This window comes from Pseudomonas sp. JL27(2026), from assembly GCF_056933555.1.
The window spans coordinates 4,340,988-4,364,168 of record NZ_CM167794.1; the positions used below are offsets into that span (position 1 = coordinate 4,340,988).

At 60.8% G+C, this 23,181-nt stretch carries 15 protein-coding genes, 1 pseudogene and 1 riboswitch; of the genes and pseudogenes, 3 read left to right on the forward strand and 13 right to left on the reverse strand.

Annotated elements, in window-relative coordinates; all coding sequences use genetic code 11:
• Window positions 1–105: 105 nt before the first annotated feature.
• Window positions 106–1,110: a low-specificity L-threonine aldolase gene (ltaE, locus tag AC1Z1G_RS19775; RefSeq protein WP_483621959.1), complete on the reverse strand. Its 1,005-nt coding sequence runs from the start codon at window positions 1,108–1,110 to the stop codon at window positions 106–108.
• 215 nt (window positions 1,111–1,325) lie between these two features.
• Window positions 1,326–1,497: riboswitch (FMN riboswitch) on the forward strand.
• 121 nt (window positions 1,498–1,618) lie between these two features.
• On the opposite strand from ltaE, the gene AC1Z1G_RS19780 reads away from it, so the two are divergent.
• Complete coding sequence (locus AC1Z1G_RS19780) at window positions 1,619–2,128, forward strand: 6,7-dimethyl-8-ribityllumazine synthase (RefSeq protein WP_483621961.1); 510 nt, start codon at window positions 1,619–1,621, stop codon at window positions 2,126–2,128.
• Window positions 2,129–2,281: 153 nt separating this feature from the next.
• On the opposite strand, the gene astE is transcribed toward AC1Z1G_RS19780, so the two are convergent.
• The 7 genes from astE to AC1Z1G_RS19815 form a co-directional block, all read right to left on the reverse strand.
• Complete coding sequence (gene astE, locus AC1Z1G_RS19785) at window positions 2,282–3,292, reverse strand: succinylglutamate desuccinylase (protein ID WP_483621963.1); 1,011 nt, start codon at window positions 3,290–3,292, stop codon at window positions 2,282–2,284.
• Between the two features lie 12 nt (window positions 3,293–3,304).
• Complete coding sequence (locus AC1Z1G_RS19790; protein WP_347901538.1) at window positions 3,305–3,592, reverse strand: topoisomerase II; 288 nt, start codon at window positions 3,590–3,592, stop codon at window positions 3,305–3,307.
• Window positions 3,593–3,646: 54 nt separating this feature from the next.
• Window positions 3,647–4,993: an N-succinylarginine dihydrolase gene (astB, locus tag AC1Z1G_RS19795; RefSeq protein ID WP_483621965.1), complete on the reverse strand. Its 1,347-nt coding sequence runs from the start codon at window positions 4,991–4,993 to the stop codon at window positions 3,647–3,649.
• 180 nt (window positions 4,994–5,173) lie between these two features.
• The gene (gene astD / locus AC1Z1G_RS19800) at window positions 5,174–6,643 is read right to left on the reverse strand and encodes a succinylglutamate-semialdehyde dehydrogenase (RefSeq protein ID WP_483627929.1); all 1,470 of its coding nucleotides are present in this window, start codon (window positions 6,641–6,643) and stop codon (window positions 5,174–5,176) included.
• Entirely contained in the window at window positions 6,640–7,665 is a 1,026-nt protein-coding gene (astA, locus tag AC1Z1G_RS19805) for an arginine N-succinyltransferase (RefSeq protein ID WP_347901540.1), read from the reverse strand. The genes astD and astA overlap by 4 nt, the downstream gene beginning before the upstream one ends.
• A gap of 73 nt (window positions 7,666–7,738) precedes the next feature.
• Entirely contained in the window at window positions 7,739–8,758 is a 1,020-nt protein-coding gene (gene aruF / locus AC1Z1G_RS19810) for an arginine/ornithine succinyltransferase subunit alpha (RefSeq protein ID WP_483621967.1), read from the reverse strand.
• 226 nt (window positions 8,759–8,984) lie between these two features.
• The gene (locus AC1Z1G_RS19815) at window positions 8,985–10,205 is read right to left on the reverse strand and encodes an aspartate aminotransferase family protein (RefSeq protein WP_483621969.1); all 1,221 of its coding nucleotides are present in this window, start codon (window positions 10,203–10,205) and stop codon (window positions 8,985–8,987) included.
• A gap of 297 nt (window positions 10,206–10,502) precedes the next feature.
• Here AC1Z1G_RS19815 and AC1Z1G_RS19820 point away from each other — a divergent pair, with 297 nt between their 5' ends.
• On the forward strand, window positions 10,503–15,560 hold the full coding sequence (locus tag AC1Z1G_RS19820) for a dermonecrotic toxin domain-containing protein (RefSeq protein WP_483621971.1): 5,058 nt from the start codon (window positions 10,503–10,505) through the stop codon (window positions 15,558–15,560).
• Between the two features lie 170 nt (window positions 15,561–15,730).
• A pseudogene (locus AC1Z1G_RS19825) lies at window positions 15,731–18,829 on the forward strand (leucine-rich repeat domain-containing protein); the annotation flags it as partial.
• Here the strand turns inward: AC1Z1G_RS19825 and argR are convergent.
• The 5 genes from argR to AC1Z1G_RS19850 all read right to left on the reverse strand — a co-directional run bounded on the left by argR (window position 18,772) and on the right by AC1Z1G_RS19850 (window position 23,155).
• Window positions 18,772–19,752, reverse strand: a complete 981-nt coding sequence (gene argR, locus AC1Z1G_RS19830; protein WP_483621973.1) for a transcriptional regulator ArgR — start codon at window positions 19,750–19,752, stop codon at window positions 18,772–18,774. The pseudogene AC1Z1G_RS19825 and the gene argR sit on opposite strands and share 58 nt — an antisense overlap.
• A gap of 112 nt (window positions 19,753–19,864) precedes the next feature.
• Complete coding sequence (locus AC1Z1G_RS19835; protein ID WP_347901546.1) at window positions 19,865–20,629, reverse strand: ABC transporter ATP-binding protein; 765 nt, start codon at window positions 20,627–20,629, stop codon at window positions 19,865–19,867.
• A gap of 27 nt (window positions 20,630–20,656) precedes the next feature.
• On the reverse strand, window positions 20,657–21,769 hold the full coding sequence (locus AC1Z1G_RS19840) for a succinylglutamate desuccinylase/aspartoacylase family protein (protein WP_483621974.1): 1,113 nt from the start codon (window positions 21,767–21,769) through the stop codon (window positions 20,657–20,659).
• A gap of 1 nt (window position 21,770) precedes the next feature.
• Window positions 21,771–22,469, reverse strand: coding sequence for an ABC transporter permease (locus AC1Z1G_RS19845; protein ID WP_347901548.1), 699 nt, complete (start codon window positions 22,467–22,469; stop codon window positions 21,771–21,773).
• Window positions 22,466–23,155 (reverse strand): ABC transporter permease, encoded by a 690-nt coding sequence (locus AC1Z1G_RS19850; RefSeq protein WP_347901549.1) that lies wholly within the window; start codon window positions 23,153–23,155, stop codon window positions 22,466–22,468. The genes AC1Z1G_RS19845 and AC1Z1G_RS19850 overlap by 4 nt, the downstream gene beginning before the upstream one ends.
• Window positions 23,156–23,181: the final 26 nt, after the last annotated feature.

The window sequence follows — 23,181 nt, forward strand, 5'->3', positions numbered from 1 at the left end:
TCGTCAACGGACGAAGCGACGGCAAAGGGCCGCATTATATCGGCCCCGCGCGCGCGGTACAGCGTGTTTATACGATAGAAACGGTCAATTGGACGGCCAGCATTGTCATTTACGGGAAAAGTCGACGAAAGTCGCGATCACCTGTTCGATCTGCGCCCGACTGACGTCCATGTGCGTCACCATGCGCAAGCGCGAGGCCGCGCTGAGCCTGATCCCGCGCTCACCGGCAAAAGCCTTGATCGCGTGGGCGTTGTCGCCCATTTGCACGTAGACCATGTTGGTCTGCACCGGTTCGACGTCATAACCCGCCGCACGCAGCCCTTCAGCCAGTAATTGCGCGTTGGCATGGTCATCCGCCAGGCGTTGCACGTTGTGTTCGAGCGCATACAGCCCCGCCGCCGCGAGGATGCCGGCCTGACGCATGCCGCCGCCGACCATTTTGCGCAAACGCCGGGCCTTGCCGATCAACTCGACCGAACCGCACAGCACCGAGCCAACAGGCGCGCCAAGCCCTTTGGACAGGCACACCGACACCGAATCGAAGTGCTGAGTGATGTCCCGGGCATCAACGCCCAGTTTCACTGCGGCGTTGTACAACCGAGCGCCGTCCAGGTGCAGCGCCAGGCCGTGCTCACGGGTAAACCAACGGGCCTGTGCCAGGTACTCCAGCGGCAGCACCTTGCCCTGCATGGTGTTTTCCAGCGCCAGCAACCGGGTACGGGCGAAGTGAAAGTCGTCGGGCTTGATGGCCGACGCAACCTGCGCCAGGTCCAGCGAACCATCGGCCTGCACTTCAAGCGGCTGCGGCTGGATCGAACCCAGTACCGCCGCGCCACCGCCTTCGTATTTGTAGGTATGGGCCTGCTGCCCGACGATGTATTCGTCGCCACGCTCGCAATGGGCCATCAAGCCCAGCAGGTTGCTCATGGTGCCCGTTGGCACGAACAACGCGGCGGCAAAGCCCAGACGCCCGGCCAGTTCAGCCTCAAGACGATTGACTGTTGGATCTTCGCCATAGACATCGTCCCCGGTAGCCGCCGTGGCCATCGCGTTAAGCATCCCTGCGGTCGGTTGGGTGACGGTGTCGCTGCGAAGATCGATAACACTCATGAATCAGGCCTCGGAAGGGGACGCCAGCCTCGCTGGCAAAGGGGACATTGCTGCACAAAGAGATTACTGCGGTCATCGGCCCGATTAATCAAGACTCGATGCAGTAAATGACGATGAATGCCAACGAAAAAACTGATGGCAATCATCAGAAAGGCGCAATGCATCGCCTAACAATATGTGTTAAAAACGCTGCGCCGCCAGAAAATCTGACGGCAAAACGTTCTCAGGGCGGGGTGCAATTCCCCACCGGCGGTAATTGCGCGCAATGCGCATAGCCCGCGAGCGCTTGGCGATATTCACGGCTTTTGCGGTGGATAGCGCCAAGGTCAGCAGACCCGGTGTGATCCCGGGGCCGACGGTCATAGTCCGGATGAAGAGAGAACGGGATTGGCGCCAAAGGGCCGCCCGTGGGCATTCGTGCACAGACTTGCGCGCGTGGCCCGTGCGTACCCTTAAATCCCATTCGATTCATATGCCCTGTTTTTCACACAAACAGGAGTCAGAACTGATGCAACCCACCGCAATCGACAGCAAAAGCAAAACCCACGCAAACGAACGTGTCGCGTTCATTCAGGCCTGCTGGCACAAGGAAATCGTCGACCAGAGCCGTAAAGGCTTCGTCGCCGAGATGCTCGTTCAGGGCTATCAGGAATCGGATATCGATTTTTTTGAAGTCGGCGGCGCTTTCGAAATCCCGCTGCACGCCAAGTTGCTGGCCAAGTCCGGCCGTTATGCCGGCATCGTCGCAGCAGGCCTGGTGGTCGACGGCGGGATCTACCGCCACGAGTTTGTCGCCCAGTCTGTAATCAGCGGCTTAATGCAGGTTCAGCTGGAAACCGAAGTCCCGGTGTTCTCGGTCGTACTGACCCCGCACCACTTCCACGTCGGCGAAGAACATCAGAAGTTCTTCTTCGAGCATTTCGTGCACAAGGGTGAGGAAGCGGCGAAGACCTGCGCGGATACGCTGCACAAGGTGCGTGTTTTTCGCCGTAGCGAGCCTCGTGCGGTAGCGGTTTAAACCTCACACCCGCTCCCCGGGATGATGCAATACCTGTGGGAGCGGGCTTGCTCGCGAAAGCTGGTTGACAGCCAAAATCATTGTTGAATGTTAAACCGCATTCGCGAGCAAGCCCGCTCCCACATTAGCTCTGCGTCGGGATCCAGGTCCGGGTCAGACCAGGTTTTCGCCAGCGCTTGGCACAATCAGAATCCCGGCACGCAAGCCGTTCTTGACCTTCGGGTTCGGGAAGATGATTCGCGCCCCCTCTTCCTCGACAACCCAGCGGGTCTGGGCGATGTCTTCGGCCAGCAGATAACCCTTTTTCAGCTCCGAGAAGTTCTCGACGTCCGCCGGCAGATGCAGGTGGAAGCTGTCGCTGTGCTTGATGATTTCCCGCGCCACGCTAAACAGCTGCAAACCGTCCAGGCCCGCATCGGTCAATGACGGTTCGCTGCCTTCGATGATCTGTTTGAGGCGGGTTTCAAGACGCGAAACGTCGACACCTTCGTTCTGCCCGAATGGCCGGGCCTTGCCCAGTTCCAGGGTGAAGGCCTGCGCATCGAGCTTGTCGTAGGTGTAAGAACTGAAAACGATGGACGGCTTGTTCTGCAACAGCACCGCTTCCATGCCAGCAGCGCGCAGGCGAGCCAGTTGCTGGCGCGAATGCTGGCGACCTTCCTTCCACGGGTACAACGCAAACTGCTCTATTTTCGAGCCACGGATCGCCGTGTGCAGGTCGTAATGCAAACGGTCGCGGTCCGGCACGCTGAAGAAGCTCGCCGCCAGGCGTTCCAGCTCACAGGCCCGTAACGCCTCGGGACCGCTGCTCAACTCATGACGACCATTGAACAGCCGATTGACGTCCTGCTCGATGAAACGCTCCCCGCAACGCATGGCCGCCGGGTTACCGAACAGGAACAGAATACGTGCGCGCGGCTTCAACTCACCGCGGGCGATGTCATGCAACAGGCGATCGAGCAACTCGATCGGCGCTGTTTCGTTGCCGTGGATGCCGGCTGACAGCAGCAGGTCCAGGCCATTGTCGCGAGCCTCCGGTGGCCGGACTTCCAGCGCACCTTCACTCAGCCAGCGCATCCGCACGCCGTCGACAGTCAGTTGAGTCTTCTCCGCCGGTTCACGACCGGCGAGGGTCAGTTCAAGCAGTTTGCCGAGGGCGAGCATAGCGCGACTTCCTTAGTGATCGTGGGCGCAATCTGGGCCATGCACGTGGTCTTCGTCGCCGACTTCAGCCGGTTCCATTTCCAGTTGCAGGCTGACCAGGTTGGTGGCCAATGGGCGCAGCAACAGGTTGGCGTATTCAGCATCGCCTTCTTCAACGTCAACACCGATCAGCAGCTGACCGCGGCCATCGTGCTGGATCCACAACTCTTTGCCCTGCCACATCACCGCAACGCGGGTGCAGGAAGTTTCCAGTTGAGTGCCGTCGGTGTCTTCAAGAATCAGCTTCAGGGTATCGGTCATTTTTACGTTCTCATCTGGAGGTAAAGCGGCGCGCCATCAACGACGCGCCCTCTTTCAATTGATCTGGAATGGATAAACCGCGCCCAGTTTAAGGATTTGCGTCAGTTCATCCAGTGCCGTCCGGCACTCAAGCAACAATTGTGGGTCCGCCAGATCGGTTTCGGTCATGCGGTCACGGTAGTGCTTGTCGACCCATTGGGTCAGCGTGCCATACAACGGCGGGGTCATGATAACCCCTGGGTTGACCGCCGCCAGCTCGGTTTCATTCAGTGCGACGCGCAACCGCAGGCACGCCGGGCCACCGCCGTTCTGCATGCTCTGCTTGAGGTCGAAGACTTTCACTTCACGGATCAGGCCGCCCGAGCTGGTCAGCTCTTGCAGGTACTGCCAGACGCGTTCGTTGTTCTGGCACTCTTGCGGCACGATCAACAGCATCGAACCGTCGGCACGCGACAGCAATTGGCTGTTGAACAGGTACGAACGCACGGCGTCCTCGACCGAAACCCTGGAGCGCGGCACGCAGATCGCCTTGAAGTTGCCGCCGAACTTGGCCAGTTTGGTCGTGAGTTCTGCCAGCATCTGCTCGGTGCCTTCGAACGCATCCTCATGATAGAACAGCGCTTCGCCGTTACCGACCGCAATCACGTCGTTGTGGAACACGCCCTGATCGATCACCGAAGGGTTCTGCTGGGCATACACCACGCCGTCATCGCTCAGCCCGTGCAGACGGGCAACCGCTTGCGAGGCTTCAAGGGTTTGACGCGCCGGGTACTTTTGCGGCGCCGGGTAGCGGGTGTCGAACGCGCTGCGACCGAACACGAAGAACTCAACACCGGCCTCGCCGTACTCACGGCAGAAACGGGTGTGGTTGGCCGCGCCTTCGTCACCGAACTGCGCCACTGCCGGCAACGCGGCGTGATGAGCAAAGTGCTTCTGGTCGGCGAACATCGCCCCCAGTACGCGGCTGGTGGTCGGGTGCTCGATGCTGCGGTGGTATTTGCAGTTGAGGTTGGCGGCGGTGAAATGCACGCGACCGTCGGCCGTGTCGGCACTTGGGCTGACGGTGGCGGCGTTGGCCACCCACATGCTCGACGCCGAGCAACTGGCAACCAGCAACGGCATCGCCTGTTTGGCGGCCTGCTCGATCACTTGTGCGTCGGTGCCACTGAAACCCAGGTTACGCAAGGCGGCCACATCCGGGCGCTCTTGCGGGGCCAGTACGCCTTGCTGGAAACCCATTTCCATCAACGCTTTCATTTTCGCCAGGCCTTGCAGCGCCGCTTCCTTGGGGTTTGAGGACTGCTGGCTGTTGCTCTGGGACGCGACGTTGCCGTAGGACAGACCGCCGTAGTTATGGGTAGGCCCCACTAGACCGTCAAAGTTGACTTCATAGGATTTCATCAGCGAGGCTCCACGAATCTGGTTTTTATAGGCATCAGTAACTGTTCAATGCGACCGAGTTGCGGCCTTCGCGAGCAAGCCCGCCCCCACAGGGTCTGTACAGACCTTTAGAGGCTGGCTTACCCCTCCCTCCAGTCTTGCATCAACCTTGTGGGAGCGGGCTTGCTCGCGAAAGCGGTCTTACGACATCCGCACGCCGGGGGTCAGGGCGGCTGGCAGTGTCAGGCTTGGGGTTTCCAGCGAGGCCACCGGGTACGCGCAGTAATCCGCGGCGTAATAGGCGCTGGCGCGATGGTTGCCCGAAGCACCCACACCACCGAATGGCGCGCTGCTCGCAGCCCCCGTCAGTTGCTTGTTCCAGTTGACGATACCGGCACGGCTTTCCAGCCAGAACTGTTGATAGCGCGCCTCGGAATCCGACAGTAAACCCGCCGCCAGACCATATTGAGTGTTGTTGGCTTCAGCGATGGCCGCCTCGAAATCAGCGTAGCGAATCACTTGCAGCAACGGGCCGAACAGCTCTTCGTCAGGACGATCAGCGACAGCGCTCACGTCCAGAATACCTGGGGTCAGCAACGCGGCATTGGCCTGTGGCTGAGTCATTTCCAACAGCGACACAGCGCCGTTGGCCAGCAAATGTTCCTGGGCATCCATCAACGCTTTGGCAGCCGCCAGAGAAACCACCGACCCCATGAACGGCGCTGGTTGTTGATCGAATGCGCCAACGTCGATAGTCGCACTGACCGCGACCAGGCGCGCCAGCAACGTGTCGCCCCAGGCGCCTTGCGGGACCAGCAGGCGACGGGCACAGGTGCAACGCTGACCGGCAGAAATGAACGCCGACTGAATGATGGCGTACACCGCGGCGTCGAGGTCTGCGACCTGATCGACCACCAGCGGGTTGTTGCCGCCCATCTCCAGCGCGAGGATCTTGTCCGGACGCCCGGAGAACTGCGCGTGCAAGTGGTTACCGGTACGGCTGGAACCGGTGAAGAACAGACCGTCTATCCCCGGGTTGGCCGCCAGTGCGATCCCGGTTTCACGCGCCCCCTGCAACAGGTTCAGCACGCCCACCGGCAGGCCGGCTTCGATCCAGCACTTGACCGTCAGCTCGGCGACTTTCGGGGTCAGCTCGCTCGGCTTGAACAGCACGCTGTTACCGGCCAGCAACGCAGGAACAATGTGTCCGTTTGGCAAATGCCCCGGGAAGTTGTAAGGACCAAACACCGCCACCACACCGTGGGGCTTGTGGCGCAGCACGGCGGTGGCGTCACCCAGTGGGCCGCTCTTCTCGCCGGTACGCTCGCGGTAGCTCTGCACCGAAATGGCGATCTTGTTGACCATGCTGGTCACTTCAGTCGCCGCTTCCCACAATGGTTTACCGGTTTCTTCACCGATGCAGTGAGCCAGTTCGTCCGCGTGGCTTTTCAGGGCGGCGGCAAACGCTTCCAGCACGCCGATGCGCTCTTCCAGGGAACGTTTGGCCCACGCCGGGAATGCCTGACGCGCAGCTTGCACGGCGCTCTCGACCTGAGCGGCGCTGGCGCCCTGCCCTGCCCACAGCACCTGCTGGGTCACCGGGTTCAGCGATTCGAACGCGTCACCCTGGCCTGCCAGCCACTCACCTGCGATGTATAGCGAATTCATTATTTCGACTCCCGGGCAGCGGACAACGGCACGGCGCGAACCTGATCGCCGGCGTTGAGTTGAAGGCGTTTGGCGGTCAGCGGGTCGACCACCAGGGTACCGGCAGCAAAGCGTGCCGGCGCGGCGGTGATCCGGCAGTCTTCGCGCTTGCGGTTGTGAATCAAAAATGGTGTGGCGTCGTCACCCGGCGTGCCGATGGCCAGCACCAGCGCCTGGCTGTCGCGCACCGCACGGATCTTGCCGGTTTCGCATTCAACGGCCGGGCCTGCGTCGAAGATGTCAACGTAACCCTGGTAGCTGAAGCCTTCGCTCTTGAGCATCGCCAGCGCCGGTTCGGTGTCCGGGTGGACCTGACCGATGACATTGCGCGCGTCTTCCGAGAGGAAGCAGGTGTACAGCGGGAACTTGGGCATCAACTCGGCGATGAACGCCTTGTTGCCCACGCCCGTCAGGTAATCGGCCTGGCTGAATTCCATTTTGAAGAAGTGCCGACCCAGGCTTTCCCAGAACGGCGAGCGCCCGGCCGCGTCGGACACACCGCGCATCTCGGCGATGATCTTGTTACCGAACAACTGTGGGAACTCGGCGATGAACAACATCCGCGCCTTGGCCAACATCCGGCCGTTAAGGCCCGTGCGGTAATCGCCGTGCAGGAACAACGAGCACAGCTCGGAGTTGCCGGTCAGGTCGTTGGCCAGGAACAGCGTCGGGATTTCACGGTAGATGTTCAGCTCTTGCGAAGCGCTGACAGTCAGGCCGACGCGAAAGTTGTACCAGGGCTCACGCATGCCGACGGCACCGGCGATGGCGGAAATGCCCACCACGCGACCGTTGTCGTCTTCGAGCACGAACAGGTAATCCGCGTCGCCGCGTCCTGCTTCGCCGCGAAAGGTCTTTTCAGCCCAGCCAACCCGATGCGCCAGTCGCTCTTCGTTGGCCGGCAAGGTGGTCAGGCCGGTACCGGTGCTGCGGGCCAGGTCGATCAGAGCAGGTAAGTCGCTGCTGCGTACGGGACGAACGATCATGCTATCTCCTCAAACGGGCAGCCGGTAACGACCACCCGTGAAACTCGCTGCTTTCTAGACACTAAGTCAGACGTTAAACCGCGACCAGGCGCACGCTGGCACCTTCACCGACACCCAGGGCTTCGGCGGCTTCCAGGTCCAGGGTCACCGGTTTGCCTGGCGCATAGTCCAGCTCAAGCAACACCGCGCGGTAATCCTGCAACTGGGCGTTGGCCACCAGGTACTGACGACCAGTGCCCTTGACCGCTTCGCCAATCTTCACCGGCACCACACGGCTCTGGGCAATCGAACGGATCCCCGAGACGCGGGCGTGCAGGGTTGGGCCACCGTCGAAAATGTCGATGTAGTGATCGGTTTCAAAGCCTTCGCGCATCAGGATATCGAACGTGATCTGCGCCCGCGGGTGTACCTGGCCCATGGCTTCCTGGGCGGCGTCCGGCAACAGCGGCACGTAGATCGGGTAATGCGGCATCAGTTCAGCGAGGAAGGTCCGGCTCTTGAGCCCGCACAGACGTTCGGCAGCGGCATAGTTGAGGTCGAAGAAGTTGCGACCGATGGCATCCCAGAACGGCGAGTCGCCATTTTCGTCGCTGTAACCGACGATCTCGGTGACCACGGAATCGGCGAAGCGCTCCGGGTGGCTGGCAACGAACAGCAGGCGACCACGGGAGTTGAGTTCCGACCAGGCCGAACCCACCAACTCCGGCAGCACGTAGAAGCTGGTCAGCAAGCTGTTGCCGGTCAGGTCGTGGCACTGGGAAAGCACGTGAATCTTGTTATGAATCTTCAGCTCGCGAGACGCATGCACGAAGGTTTCATTACGAAAGCTGTAGAACGGCTCGGAATAACCGGCCGAGGCCACGATGGCCGAACAGCCCACCAGTTTTCCGGTGGCGGTGTCTTCAAGGACAAAGAAATAGCTTTCTTCACCGTTGAAGCTGACTTCGGCAGCGAACGAGGCTTCGCTTGCTGCGATCTTGTCACTCAGGCGCTCGACATCATCCGGCAAGGAAGTGACACCAATCGGGCTGTCCGCAGCCAGACGCTGTACCTCGCCCAGATCAGCCATTTGCGCGGGGCGCATCACCAGCATGGTGTCACTCCTTTCTCGAAAAACACACAGAGGAAAAAAAGCCGGGCCGGCCTTCAAGCCACTCAGAGTCAAGTGTGGGAGCGGGCTTGCTCGCGAAGAGGCCATAACATTCACCATTGATGCTGAATGTCAGCCCGCCTTCGCGAGCAAGCCCGCTCCCACATTTAATCTGGCCCGGCATAAGAATTTTGTTCGACGCCTGAATGATCAGGCGCCGAAGTCACTATCAGGCTTGAGTCAGTTTGGCCACGGCGCGCTCGAGACGCTCCAGGCCCTGGTCGATGTCGGCGTCTTCAACCACCAGGCTTGGCGCGAAACGAATCACGTCCGGACCGGCTTGCAGGATCATCAGGCCTTCTTTCTCGGCGGCGTTGAAGATTTCCTTGGCGCGGCCTTTCCAGGCATCGCTCAGCACGCAACCGAGCAACAGGCCCAGACCACGCACCTCAGTGAACAGACCGGACTTGCTGCCGATCTGCTCCAGACGGGTCTTGAACTTGTCGTGTTTGGCTTTGACGCCACTCAGCACTTCAGGCGTGTTGATCACGTCGATCACCGCTTCAGCCACGGCGCACGCCAGCGGGTTGCCGCCATAGGTGGTGCCGTGGGTGCCGACGACCAGGTGTTTGGCCAGCGCTTCGGTGGTCAGCATTGCCGCGATCGGGAAACCGCCGCCCAGGCTCTTGGCGCTGGTCAGGATGTCCGGGGTCACGCCGTAATGCTGGTAGGCGAACAGTTCGCCGGTGCGGCCCATGCCGGTTTGCACTTCGTCGAAAATCAGCAGCGCGTTGTGCGCGGTGCAGAGTTCGCGGGCGCCTTGCAGGTATTCAAGTTCGGCCGGGATGACGCCGCTCTCGCCCTGGATCGGTTCCAGGACCACCGCGCAGGTCTTGTCGGAAATGGCCGCTTTAAGCGCCGCCAGATCGTTGAACGGTACGTGGGTGATGCCGGTGATTTTCGGACCAAAACCGTCGGAGTACTTCGACTGGCCACCGACGTTCACGGTGAACAGGGTGCGACCGTGGAAGCTGTTGAGTGCGGCGATGATTTCGTATTTTTCCGGACCAAAGCGATCGTGAGCCACGCGACGGGCCAGCTTGAAGGCGGCCTCGTTGGCTTCGGCGCCGGAGTTGCAGAAGAATGCGCGCTCGGCGAAGGTCGCGTCGATCAGCTTATGGGCCAGGCGCAAGGCCGGCTCATTGGTGAACACGTTGGAAACATGCCACAGCTTGTTCGCTTGCTCGGTCAAGGCACCGACCAGCGCCGGGTGCGCGTGGCCCAATACGTTCACCGCGATACCGCCTGCGAAGTCGATCAACTCGCGACCGGACTGGTCCCAAACGCGGGAACCGGCGCCACGTACAGGAATAAAAGCGGCAGGTGCATAGTTGGGAACCATAACCTGGTCGAAATCGGCGCGTTGTACCGCAGCATGCTCAACGGACATCGGAGTCTCCTGATGAGGAACACCCGCCGGAAACTGGCGGGCTTGGTGAGGATTGTAAGGACAGTTTTCAGCCCGGCCTTGCCGCCAAGCGACAACTTCTTATAGCGCAAAACCCTGATTTCTCCGGGTTTACGGCAATGCGACAAATAGCGTCGCAAAGGCGCAGTTTAAACTGCTGGCGCCGATTTGCGGCAGGCTTGGCGCGAGATGAATACCCGCGCGCCTAAATATGTACCGCTCCACCATCGGCTCATCCTGTTTCCTTTGTCGTCCTTTTAGCGCTAACGGATCAGCACCATGCAATTACCCGATGAACCCGCGCGTGCAGCCTTGGCTGACGCAACCTATTTTGCCCACACCGACACTCACTTCCCCCCACTTGCCCACACAATCGCGCACTGGCTCGGCAACGCCTCACTCGACAGGCGCCTGGCGCTGAGAAAAGCACAGCCCTTCCTGACGCAGCGGCTGCGCTCGGCACCGGCCGCGCAACACGCCGAACTCGGGCAACTCAATGCTGCGCACTGGACGGCCCAGAACGTTGTCGACCGAACCCTGGAAAACCTGCAAGACGCCTACACCTTCGCCGAGCCACTGCTCAAGAACGCCCTGAAAACGCGATTCGGCGTGGACCTGGACGTCAATAAGACGTTCTTGCGCCTGTACATCCCCGCGACCATTCCCTGGTTTTCGATCAAGTCAGGTGCCGCCCGCACCTGGACGGTTTCACTGCTGAATGCGGCGCTGCACAATTTTGAAGAACAGGAAACCGCCAAGGACGCCTACGAACCCGACTCGACGTTCATCACCGCACCGACGTCGACCGGACAGTTCGACACCCTGCCCGCACTCAAGCAGAAGATCACGGTACAAGCCTTTACCCGGTTGTGCCGGGAGCTGGATATCGGCGGCCAGTACCGCACCTACCTTGACGAGAACCTGGGCATCTCCAACCCGGTGGTCGCGGCGGTGCTGCGCCCCCGGATCGAGGCCAGCCAGAAAGCTGCGTTGAAAGCGGCGCTGCAACTGGCGCGAATGAACGGCGACATTCAGGACGACTTCTTTCAATTGATTCGGGGGCTGGCCGACGGCGCGCACGGCATCAAACTCGGCAATGAACCTTTGCTGTGCCACGACTTGACGATCATGTCCGCCAAACTGACCGGCATCGTGGTGTTTGCGCCGAACCTGGAACACTCACGTACTACCGCACGGATTGTGGCTTACATCCCCAATGACCCGGAGCACCCGATCAAGGAGTACACCTCCACCGCCGAGCTGATGCACACCCTCAGTCGCCAACTGCGCACCCCGGATTACCAACAGTTTTTCAGCCGATTTGTGGCCCACGAAGACCGCGGGCATTTCTTTGGCAACCTGGCCGATCGCCTGAGCCAGGTGACCTGGCATCAACGCCCCTACGGTGACCCGCTGCCATCATGGCGTGACGCGCCGACAGAGCGACCCGAACTGCAGTTTTCCATGACGCCGATCCATCGCGGCCCCTGGCCCCATCTCTACCAGGCACACCTTGACAAGATTCTCAACGACGCCCGGGTCATTGCGGTTTCCACCGCAGCGGCGGATCAAAAGGCCCGATGGGCACTCTGGGACTCCTTTACCCGCGTGGTGTCCGCCATTGTGCAGGTCGCCGCGTTCGTCGCCCTGCCCTTTGTGCCATTTCTAGGGGAACTGATGCTGGCCTACATGGCCTATCAATTGGTCAACGATGCCTTCGAAGGGGTCATCGACTGGGCCCAAGGGCTGACCGCCGAAGCATTCGAGCACCTCATGACCGTGGTTGAATCGCTGGTCCAGTTAGGCGCCTTCGCTGCGGGCAGCGTCATTGCAGCGGCAGAGTTTCGCAAGGCACTGCCCGCAGAGGTCATCGCCTTCATCGACCGGTTCAAACCGGTACAAGCGGCCAACGGCAAAACCCTTTACTGGGCGCCCGACCTGGCCCCCTACGAACATACCGCGCCCCTGCCACTGAAATCGGTTCCCGAGGTGTCAGGGCTGTATCGGCACAACGGTAAAACCATCGCCCCCATCGACAGCAAGCGCTTCGCCGTCAGGCAAGACCCGACCGGCGACTACCGCATTGAACACCCCACCCGCCCCGACGCCTACCGCCCCGCGCTCAAACACAACGGCAGCGGCGCCTGGCAGACCGAACTCGACCGACCGCTGGAATGGGACAACCACACCGTATTGCGGCGCCTGGGCCCACTGAGCGAAAGGCTCTCCCCCGCCGAACGCGAGCGCGCGCTCAGGGCCTGCGGCCTGCACGAGAACACCTTGCGCAAAATGCATGTCGAGCACGAGCCGCTACCCTCTCTACTGGCCGACACCCTCAAACGCATCAACATCGACAAAGACCTGCAAACCTTTATAGAACAGCTCGGCAGTGAGCATCTTGAAACGTATTCAAAGGCCGACTCACAGACCCAGCTCCAGTTACTCAGCGAACATTTCCTGTGGCCCGAAGATACAGGCCTCAGCCTGCTCGATGCACAGGGCAACATCGCCTGGGAAACCACGAGCCCTGCAAACACCGGTATTGAGGTCCAGGAAGGCCGGCTGACCGACGGCGACCTGCTCAAAACCCTGCTGGCCAACCTGAGTGAAACCGAACAGAAAACCCTGTTGGAAGAAGCCCCAGGTACGCCGCCCCGGTCACTGAACGCTCGCGCCGCGACACTGAGGCAAAAACTCGCCCTGACCGCCGTTCGCCAAAGAGCCTTGCTGTTCGAGCGTCGATACCGTGCGCTTGAGCACAGCCATAACGCCCTGGCTCAAAAACTGATCGACATCGCCCCGGATCTACCACTCAGCGTGGCAACGGAACTGCTGGAGCACGCCAGCGGCTCCGAGTTGCAACAGATGCAAGACGCAGCCGTACCGCAGCGTCTCAAGGAGCTTGCTCGCTGGGCCCTGCAAGAGGTCCGCGTGACGCGGGCCTACGAAGGCGTTGACGTGTTGTCGCTGGAGAATCCAGACACCGACCTGTTGATGTTCCATTCGCTTGAACGCCTGCCGGGCTGGTCGTCCGAGGTTCGCATCGACCTCCAGGACTATTCATTCGGCGGCCGCACGCGCACCCGCATCGGCAAACAAGACGCCCCCATCCGTAAAGTGCTGGTACAGCGCGAGGATGCCCGGTACGAGGCCTATGACGACAAAGGCCTGGACCTGAGCGGCGCGACCGACCTCTACAGCGCGCTGCTTCATGCCCTGCCCGGCACTGAACGCAATGCATTGAAGTTCAATATCCATGAAGGGCCAAAGCTCAGGCAGACACTGCGCGAGCACACCCTGGAGCGCAGTGAACTGCGCAATGTCCTGGAGCAAAACCCGATACTCAAACCGGCCTATGACCCGCGCACCCTGCGCCTTCTCGGTGGGGGCGATGGCTATCGTCGCCTACTGCCAGGAAGGCCGGACCTCAATCAACGGGTTCGCCAGCTCTACCCGGCACTCGACCCGCAAGAAGTGCTGGAGGTCATTCGCCAACTGCGCAGCCACCCCTCCGGCGCCCATGCAGAAATTACCCGCCTGCAAGGCGAGTACCTGCAACTGAGTCATGACCTGCATGCCTGGGCCAGCCAGGTGCCCCACTTCCACCCTGAAACCGGCCACAGGCTCAGCGCCGCGCAGGTGATGGAGAACAGAGAAACGCGCATCGCGTTCAGGGCCGAGATGCTGCGTGGCTGGCGTCGGCAAATCACCGCCAACACTGCCGCCCTCGCCGAAGGTGGTGAGGACGGCGAGTGCCTGTTGAGTTTTTCCAAGACACTCGAGGGCGCACTGCCAACCGTGACGGCGGACTTCAGCCGCATTTCAACGCTGTCGCTGACGGACAGCGGCGCCCCACAAGGCATCATGGGCTTCCTGCAGAACTTCAGCGGCCTGACCCGCCTGGAACTCAGACATGTTGCCCTCGGCGAACTTCCGTCAGCGCTGTCCACCATGCCAAAGCTCAATCAACTGCTGCTGAGCGACTGCGGCATCGTTCTCACGCAGCAGACACAGGCAACGCTTTCATCCTTCAGCAACCTGGTAACGCTGGACCTCTACAACAACCCGCTGGGGTTATCACCCAACCTGCGGGGGATGCCTGAACTCAGCTTTGTCGACCTCTCCAACACAGGTATCAGCAGCATGCCGGAAGGCTTGCTCGGCCACCCGAGTCTGCATACGGCGATTCTCAATGACAACCTGATCACCGATCTGGAACCGGGCTTTTTCAATCTGCCCGCCCGCACCAGCAAAGGCATGGACGTTGGTAACAACCCGCTCTCGCTGGCCTGCCGCGAACAGATCAAGGCCTACTTTGGAACAAACCGCCAGGACTTCGGTGTCATGGCCGCCCCCGCCGAGATTGAGCGGGTCCAGGTGTTGTACCCGCTTCTGGACAGGGAGGAAGCCAGCGATTTCATCTACCAACTGCCCGGAAACCTGGAAACCGGCAGAACCGAACTAACGCGCCTGGAAACCGAGTACACCAAGCTGGGCAACGATCTGGCCGCGTGGACTGGCAACGTTCCCGCCATCCACCCAAGAACGGGACAGCCCTTTACCGATACGCAACTGACAGAAGAACACTTTGCTCGCGACGCCTTCAAGCAAACCGTAGAGCAGTGCTGGCGGCGCGAGTCCGATCTGGAAGGGTTTACTGAAGCGGGTGAAGCCCGCTACGAGCTGTACACCGACGAGATCATCAATGGACCGTTACCGACACTGACGGCGGATTTCAGTCATGTGTCGCGCCTTTATCTGGATGGCGAAGAGGCGGGCGCATCAGACGTCGATGGATTTCTACGCTGCTTCCCCAACCTGCTGCACCTGACCATCAGCGACTATCGGCTGCGCGCCATTCCCGACGCGGTGTTCCACTTGGGTGAGCTGAGCACACTGGAGTTGCCCGACTGCGACATCACCCTGACCACACAGACACAGGCTGCATTGGCCGGCATGGAGCATCTTGAGCGCCTGATCCTGAGCGGCAACCCGCTGGGGCTGCCTGTCGACGTCAGCCAAATGCCGAAACTCAAGCACCTGATTATCCACGACACCGGTATTTCAGCGATTCCACCCGGCCTGCTGAGCCGAACGAAACTGGAGGTCGCCAACCTGAGCGATAACGTCATCACCGACATACCCAGCGACATTCTGGAACTGCCGGTCGATACGGCTCAAGCGATCAACTTTCGAGGCAATCCGTTCTCCCAGGAAAGCCTGCAATTGTTCATCGCCTACTTTCAGCGAACCGGAGAAGACTTCGGTATCGATCACGTCATCGACAACGCAGAACTGGCGACTTCATCTTCCGAGGGCAGTGAAGTCGACGAATGATCCCGCATGGCCAAGGCAGTTGCCCCCCGGCCTGACTGCCCAACGTTAACGTTTGATCGCGCAGACCCGGCACCGGCCGGGTTTGCTGCATTACGCGCACCGCCACACGGCAACTATGTACCGCACAGCGCCCATCAGCGCCTGTTTTCCTTGGGCTACTCCACACACCAAGGAACACGCGCATGAATCTGCATGAATATAACCATCGCTTCACCTTGCCGACAGACGCCAAGCCCGATGCCCTGGGCTTGTATCAACATCTGGGCAAACACTTCCTGCCTCTGGAAGGCAACCTCTACGCCGTACGCCTGAATAATCGCACCGGCCAGTTTCACATTGAGCACCCCGGCCGCGCCGACGCCTATCAACCTCTACTGCGGCATAACCAGCATGGCGCCTGGCAGACAGCGTTCGAGCAACCGCTGGACTGGGATCGCGAGACCGTCATGCGGCGCCTCGGCCACAGCGTCGAGTCATTTTCCAACGCCGAACGCGAGCAAATATTGTGTATCAGCGGCTACCACGACAACGTGTTGCGCGAAATGCATGTCGAGAATCTGCCCCCGCCCTCACTGCTGACCGACTGCATCAAACGCTTCAGGCTCGAGCGCGACCTTCACCCGGAAGTCGTCCCGAACAAGCGCAAGTCGCTGTTTGAATCCCGTTACCGGGCACTTGAGAACACGCACGACCTTCTGGTTCAGCCGCTACTCGTCGAAGTCCAGGGATTACCGACAGACATCGCGCAAGAACTGCTGAGCAATGCCACCAGCAGCGAATGGCTGCAACTGCACGATGGCCGAGTGCCCCAGCGCCTCAAGGAAGCCGCACTGAAAGCCATGGAAGCGGTGCGCGCCGCACGAGCCTGTGAGGGTTTTTATCGAGCCTCGCTGGAAACCGCAGACACCCACCGACTGGCCTTGCACAGCCTTGCCTCGCTGCCAGGCTGGCCCGTCGACCTGCGAATCGAAGTCAGAGACGTGTCCCATGACGGCGCGCTGCGCGATAGCATCGGCCCTGTTGACGCGCCAGCCCTTGGCGTTCTGATACGCGCTGAAGACGCCACCTACCAGGTTTATGGCGACAACACACCCCAGCAGCCCCCTGGCGACTTTTATGCAGCCCTGCTTCAGGCGTTACCAGACGCGCAGCACGTGGAGCCGGGCCTTGCCATCAACGAAGGGCAAATCTTCAAACAGCGCATCGCACAACACATCGCGGATCAACCGACAGTGCGCCGACTGTTTGCCAGGCATCCCCGTCGAAAACCGTTCTACGACCCCACGACCCTGCGCCTGCCGGGCGGCAATCAGGGTTACCACCGCAATCACGTCACGCCTCCCACCCTCGACAGCAGAATCCGTGAGGTTTACCCCAGCCTTGCGCCGGATGAACGCCAACGCATTGCCCTTGAACTGCAACGCGCGCCCGACGGCACACACGCAGCACTCTCGCGCCGGGCCTGCGAACTCACCCGACTGCGCGAAGACCTGAGCACCTGGCTAACCGAGACGCCCCTCGTTCACCCCCAAACGCAGGCCCCGCTGAGTGATCTGGAACAACAAACCGCGCAACGCAACCGCCGGTTACTGGCTCAGGAAATCCTGCGCAGTTGGCGGCGGCAATCCGAACGGGATTTAAATACCCCGGACAACGCCGACCGATACACGCTCGGTTTCACCTCACCGATACTCGGCGACTTGCCGACGCTGAGTGCCGATTTCAGCCATGTGTCGCGACTGTCCCTGGTAGGGAGCCGGGCAATGCAGGGCTCCCCCAAATTCCTCCAGTCCTTCAAGGGGCTGCAGCGTCTGGAGCTACGACGTTTTTGCCTGACCCGCCTCCCCGACGCCGTGCCCCGAATGCCTGATCTGGACACACTGATTCTCAGCGAGTGCGGCATCCGGTTCGATGCGACCGACAGGGCGAAACTGGCCTCTTTGAACACCCTGGTCACGCTGGACCTGTCCGGCAACCCCCTCACGACAGTGCCAAACCTTGAATCGCTGCCCGAACTCGTTCATCTGGACCTGAGCCACTGCGGCCTGACCGAAATCCCCACAGGTGTCATGCACCACCCCAAGCTCGACGCCGCCAAGCTGTCGGGCAACAGGATCAGTCAGCTCCCCAGCGAACTGTTCGACAGCCCCGCCTATCACAAACACGGCGTGCAGCTTGCGCACAACCCGCTCTCCAGCACTGCGCGGGAACTCATCAAACACCACTATTTCAGCAGCGCTTATGACTTGGGAGTCTGCGCCCCCGAAGCGGACATCGAACGCGTCACCGTGCTGTACCCGAACACTGAACCCCGGCAGGCGAGCGACTTTGTGTACGACTTGCCCGGCACCCTGGAAGACGGTCGGTTCGAGCTGGAACGACTGGAAACAGAACTCGCCCGACTCAGCGATGACCTGTCCGCCTGGGCCGCCGACCTGCCGGCCCTGCACCCGCGCAGTGGCGAACCCTTCGATGCACCACAACAGCGAATCGAGCGCGAACACCGCAACGCCCTCAAGCAAAAGCTGGAGCGCTGCTGGCGGCGCGAAACCGGGCAGGACGACTTCAATGACGTGCTTGAGCCGACCTATGAGCTCGTCGTCAACACCGTCATCCATGGCGACCTGCCAACCCTGAGGGGCGACTTCAGCCATGTCTCTGCGCTGGCGGTGCACAGTGCCGAAGGCGTGACGGGTATCGGACGCTTCCTGGAGGCTTTTCCCAACCTCAGAAGCCTTACCCTGCGCGACTGCAACCTGGGCAACCTCCCCGACGCCCTATTCACGATGAGTCAGTTGCGGGCGCTGTCACTGGCGCACTGCCGTATCAACCTGTCATCCCGCACGTCGGCCGCACTCGCGCAAATGGAACAGCTCGATACGCTCGATCTGGGCTCAAACCCTTTGGGGCAGGCACCCGACCTCAGCCAAATGGCGACACTCGTCACCGTGCGGCTCAATGACACCGGAATCAGGGAAGTCCCGCACGGGGTGTTTCAACTGGCGGAACTGGAATGGGTCGACCTCAGTGACAACGCCCTCACCAAAATCCCCAACATGCTGCTGGAACTGCCTTTGGAGAGGGCTGAAGGCTTCAACTTCAGCGGCAATCGCTTTTCAGGGCACAGCCTGCAAACGTTGATCGCCTACTTCGAACGCACAGGCGTGCATTTTGGCATTGAAGCGCTCATCACCCCGATGATGGGGCTCGATCAACCACGCTCTGAAGGGACTGAGGACAATTCGAACGGGCTGCTGCTGCGCCGTTGATTACGGTCTTCACGCGGCGTGGCACCGAAGAAGTTGCGGTAGGCACTGGAGAAGTGTGGCCCCGAGGAGAAACCGCAGGACAGGCCGATCTGAATGATCGACTTGCTGGTCTGCATCAACATCTGCCGGGCCTTGTTCAGGCGCAGCTCGAGGTAGTACTGGCTCGGTACACGATTGAGGTACTGCTTGAAAATTCGTTCCAACTGCCGACGGGACACGCACACGTGCTGGGCAATTTCGTCGGTGGTCAGCGGTTCTTCGATGTTGGCTTCCATCAGCAACACGGCTTGCGTGAGCTTCGGGTGACTGGAGCCGAGGCGGTTCTGCAACGGAATCCGCTGACGCTCGCCACCTTCGCGAATGCGCTCCACCACCAACTCTTCGGACACCGCACCAGCGAGTTCAGCGCCGTGATCACGGGCCAGCACTGCCAGCAGCAAGTCGAGTACCGACATCCCGCCGCAAGCCGTCAGGCGGTCGCGATCCCAATCGAACAGGTGGCTGGTGGCAATGACTTTCGGGAAGCGCTCGGCAAAGTCGTCCTGCCAGCGCCAGTGCACCGCAGCGCGGTAACCGTCGAGCAGACCCAACTGGGCCAGCGGATAGACACCCGCCGACAAACCGCCAATCACGCAACCGGCGCGAACCAGTTGCTTGAGCGCGCTGCTCAGGGCCGGCGCCAGCGCTGCCGGTGGCTCGTCGGCCAGCAAAAACAGCTTCTGCAAACCTTCGAGCTTGCCGGCCCAGGGCTCGCCCGGCAACTGCCAGGCCCCTTCACCAGGCGCTTCGGCCTGCAAGAACGACAGTTCGTAGACAACGTCTGGATGCACGCGCTGAGCAACACGCAAGGCCTCCTCGGCCAGCGCCAGCGTCAAGGCTTTAGTGCTGGGCCAAATCAGGAAACCAATTCGATGGGCAGTCATGGCGAGCAATCCGAAACGAAAACAGTGTTAGAGCCGAAAGCGGCTGCAACCAAATTAGACCATCTGGCGCACGGTGCGCAGCATGACCTAATTTGGTGCACAACGGGAGCGATTACTTCAAGCTGCCCGACAGGAATTGTTGCAGGCGTTCGGATTGCGGGTTGACCAGCACTTCACGCGGGTTGCCGCTCTCTTCGACGACACCCTGGTGCAGGAACACCAGTTGGTTGGACACTTCACGGGCGAAGCCCATTTCGTGCGTCACCACCACCATGGTCCGACCTTCCTGGGCCAGGGCCTGCATCACTTTGAGCACGTCGCCCACCAGCTCCGGGTCGAGTGCCGAGGTCGGTTCGTCGAACAACATCACCTCTGGCTCCATCGCCAGCGCACGGGCAATCGCCACACGCTGTTGCTCACCGCCGGACATGTGCCCAGGGTATGCATCCTTACGATGGGACACGCCCACTTTGGCCAGGTAATGCTCGGCTTTCTCGCGTGCTTCAGCCTTGGACATGCCCAGTACGTGGACCGGTGCTTCCATGATGTTTTCCAGCGCGGTCATGTGCGACCACAGGTTGAAGTGCTGGAACACCATCGACAGGCGCGAACGCATGCGTTGCAGCTGTTTCGGGTCGGCAGCCTTCAGCGCGCCGTCCTTGTTCGGGATCAGCTTGAGTTCTTCGTTGTTCAGCAGAATCTTGCCCGCGTGCGGCTGCTCAAGCAGGTTGATGCAACGCAAGAAGGTACTTTTGCCGGAGCCACTGGAGCCGATGATGCTGATCACATCACCCGCTGCTGCTGCCAGGGACACGCCCTTGAGCACTTCGTGACTGCCATAGCGTTTATGCAGGTCTTGGACTTCAAGTTTGTACATGCGGTCGGTTCTCACAAAAACAGTCAGTCAGTCGTTGAGCAAGCGCCCGTGACGCAGCGCTTCGCGCCCCGCCACCTTGGCCAGCCAGAAACCGGGTTGGGCATACCGCAGCCGCTCCACGGCAAACAGTACGCCGGCCGTACCAGCACACACGGTGCTGACCCGATCAGCCAAAGGATCAATCACTTCAAAAATCGGCTCGCCGGGTTCCACCCAACTGCCCACCTCGCGCAGAAAACTCACTACGCCTGGGTGCGGTGCAAACAGCAACTCGGTGCCTTCGAACGGCACGCCTTCGCAAGGCTCCTGCACAGGTTTTGGCCATTCGCCGCCGATCAATCCCTGCTCGGCGAGGAATGCCAGAATACCTTCGGCGTGAGCCTCGGCCTGCGGGCGCGTGGTGTCCGCTTGACCGCCCAGTTCCAGCGTAGTCGCCAGGCAGGCCAACGGGATCTGCGCGTCCGGGAACAGGCGCGACAAGCGCAGCCATGGCAACGAACATGCCTCATCAAAGGAACTGCCACCGGAGTCTTCCGCCAGCAGCCCGACCCGCACACCCAAATGCCCGGCCAGCGAACGCCACTGCGGCCAGTGTTGCGGCAAGGCGTACATGTGCAGCGCCGCCTCTGCATCGCAATGCAGGTCAAGCACCACATCCGCCGTACACGCGTGGCTCAGCAGCACACGCTGCATGCCTTGCAACTGACTGGCGGCGGGCGGCAATGCCGCCAGCACATCGCTCATCGCCTGACGAATCAACTGGACATTGGCGTGAGCATCGTCGCCCAACCGCCCTTCCAGTTGCGCCGCCACCGGTTCGCTCAACTCGACGAAATCACGGTTGAAATTCTTGCCGCTGCCCGCCTCGAAACGGCCCTGGTGATTGCCTTGCAGCAATTGCCCAAGGCCCATCGGGTTGGCCACCGGCACCAGCTCGATCACGCCGTTCAGGGCGCCCTGGGCTTCGAGTTCGGCCAGGCGCTTTTTCAGCTCCCAGGCCGTGCGCATCCCCGGCAGCTCATCGGCGTGCAAACTCGCCTGAATGTAGGCCTTGCGCTCGCCCTGGCCGAAGCGGAACACCGAAACCCGGCGTTCGCTACCCAAGTGGCTCCACGGCAAGACGTGATCGATGCGTTCCATATCAGTGCTTCCGCGGGGCCATGTAGCCCAGCCAGCGGCGCTCGGCCAACTTGAACAGGCGCACCAGAATGAACGTCAGGCACAGGTAGAACACGCCAGCGGTGATGTACGCCTCGAACGGCAAGTAGTACTGCGCGTTCACGGTACGTGCGGCACCGGTGATGTCGATCAAGGTCACGATGGACGCCAGACTGGTGGTCTGCAGCATCATGATCACTTCGTTGCTGTACTGCGGCAGCGCCCGGCGCAGGGCCGACGGCAGCAGGATGCGCTTGTACATCTTGTAGCGCGACATGCCCATGGCCTTGGCCGCTTCGATCTCACCGTTCGGCGTGGCCCGCAGGCTGCCGGCGATGATTTCAGCGGTGTAGGCGCTGGTGTTGATCGCAAACGCCAGGCACGCACAGAAGGTCGCGCTGGACAGCCATGGCCAGAGGAAGCTTTCGCGTACCGCTTCGAATTGCGCCAGGCCGTAGTAGATCAAAAACAGCTGCACCAGCATCGGCGTGCCGCGGATCACGTAGGTGAACAGCCAGGCGCTCATGTTGACGATCGGCTGCTTGGAGACGCGCATCAGCCCCAGCGGCAGGGCCGCCAGCAACCCGAAAAACAGCGACAGCGCGAGCAGTTTCAGAGTCGTCAGCAAACCGCCGAAGTACAGCGGCAGGCTGTCGAAAATGACGTTGTAGTCGAAGATCATAGATCAGCCGCCCTTACGCCTACCGAGTAGCGCTTCTCAAGGTGACGCAATGCCAGCAACGAGACACTGGTGATGACCAGGTACATCGCCGCCACTGCGAGGAAGAAGGTGAAAGGCTCGCGGGTGGCATCTGCCGCCTGCTTGGCCTTGAACATCATGTCTTGCAGACCGACCACCGAAATCAGCGCGGTCGCCTTGGTCAGTACCAGCCAGTTGTTGGTGAAGCCCGGAATCGCCAGGCGAATCATCTGCGGCACCAATACCCGGAAGAACACCTGAAAACTGCTCATGCCATACGCCACGCCCGCTTCGGCCTGGCCTTTGGGAATCGCCATGAACGCCCCGCGGAAGGTTTCCGAGAGGTACGCACCAAAGATGAAGCCCAAGGTGCCAATACCGGCGACCAACGGGTTCAGGTCGATGTAGTCGTCATAGCCCAGCAACGGCGCCACGCGGTTGAGCAGGTCCTGACCGCCGTAGAAAATCAGCAGGATCAGCACCAGGTCAGGAATACCGCGAATGACCGTGGAATACAGGTCGCCCAGCCAGGCCAGCCAACGTACCGGCGACAGGCGCAACGCGACCCCGATCAGACCCAGAACAATGGCCAGGGCCATGGACGACAAGGCGAGCTGAAGCGTCAGCCATGCGCCATCGAGGATGACAGCCCCGTAGCCTTTCAACATGATTCAGGTCCTCGAAAATTGGGATG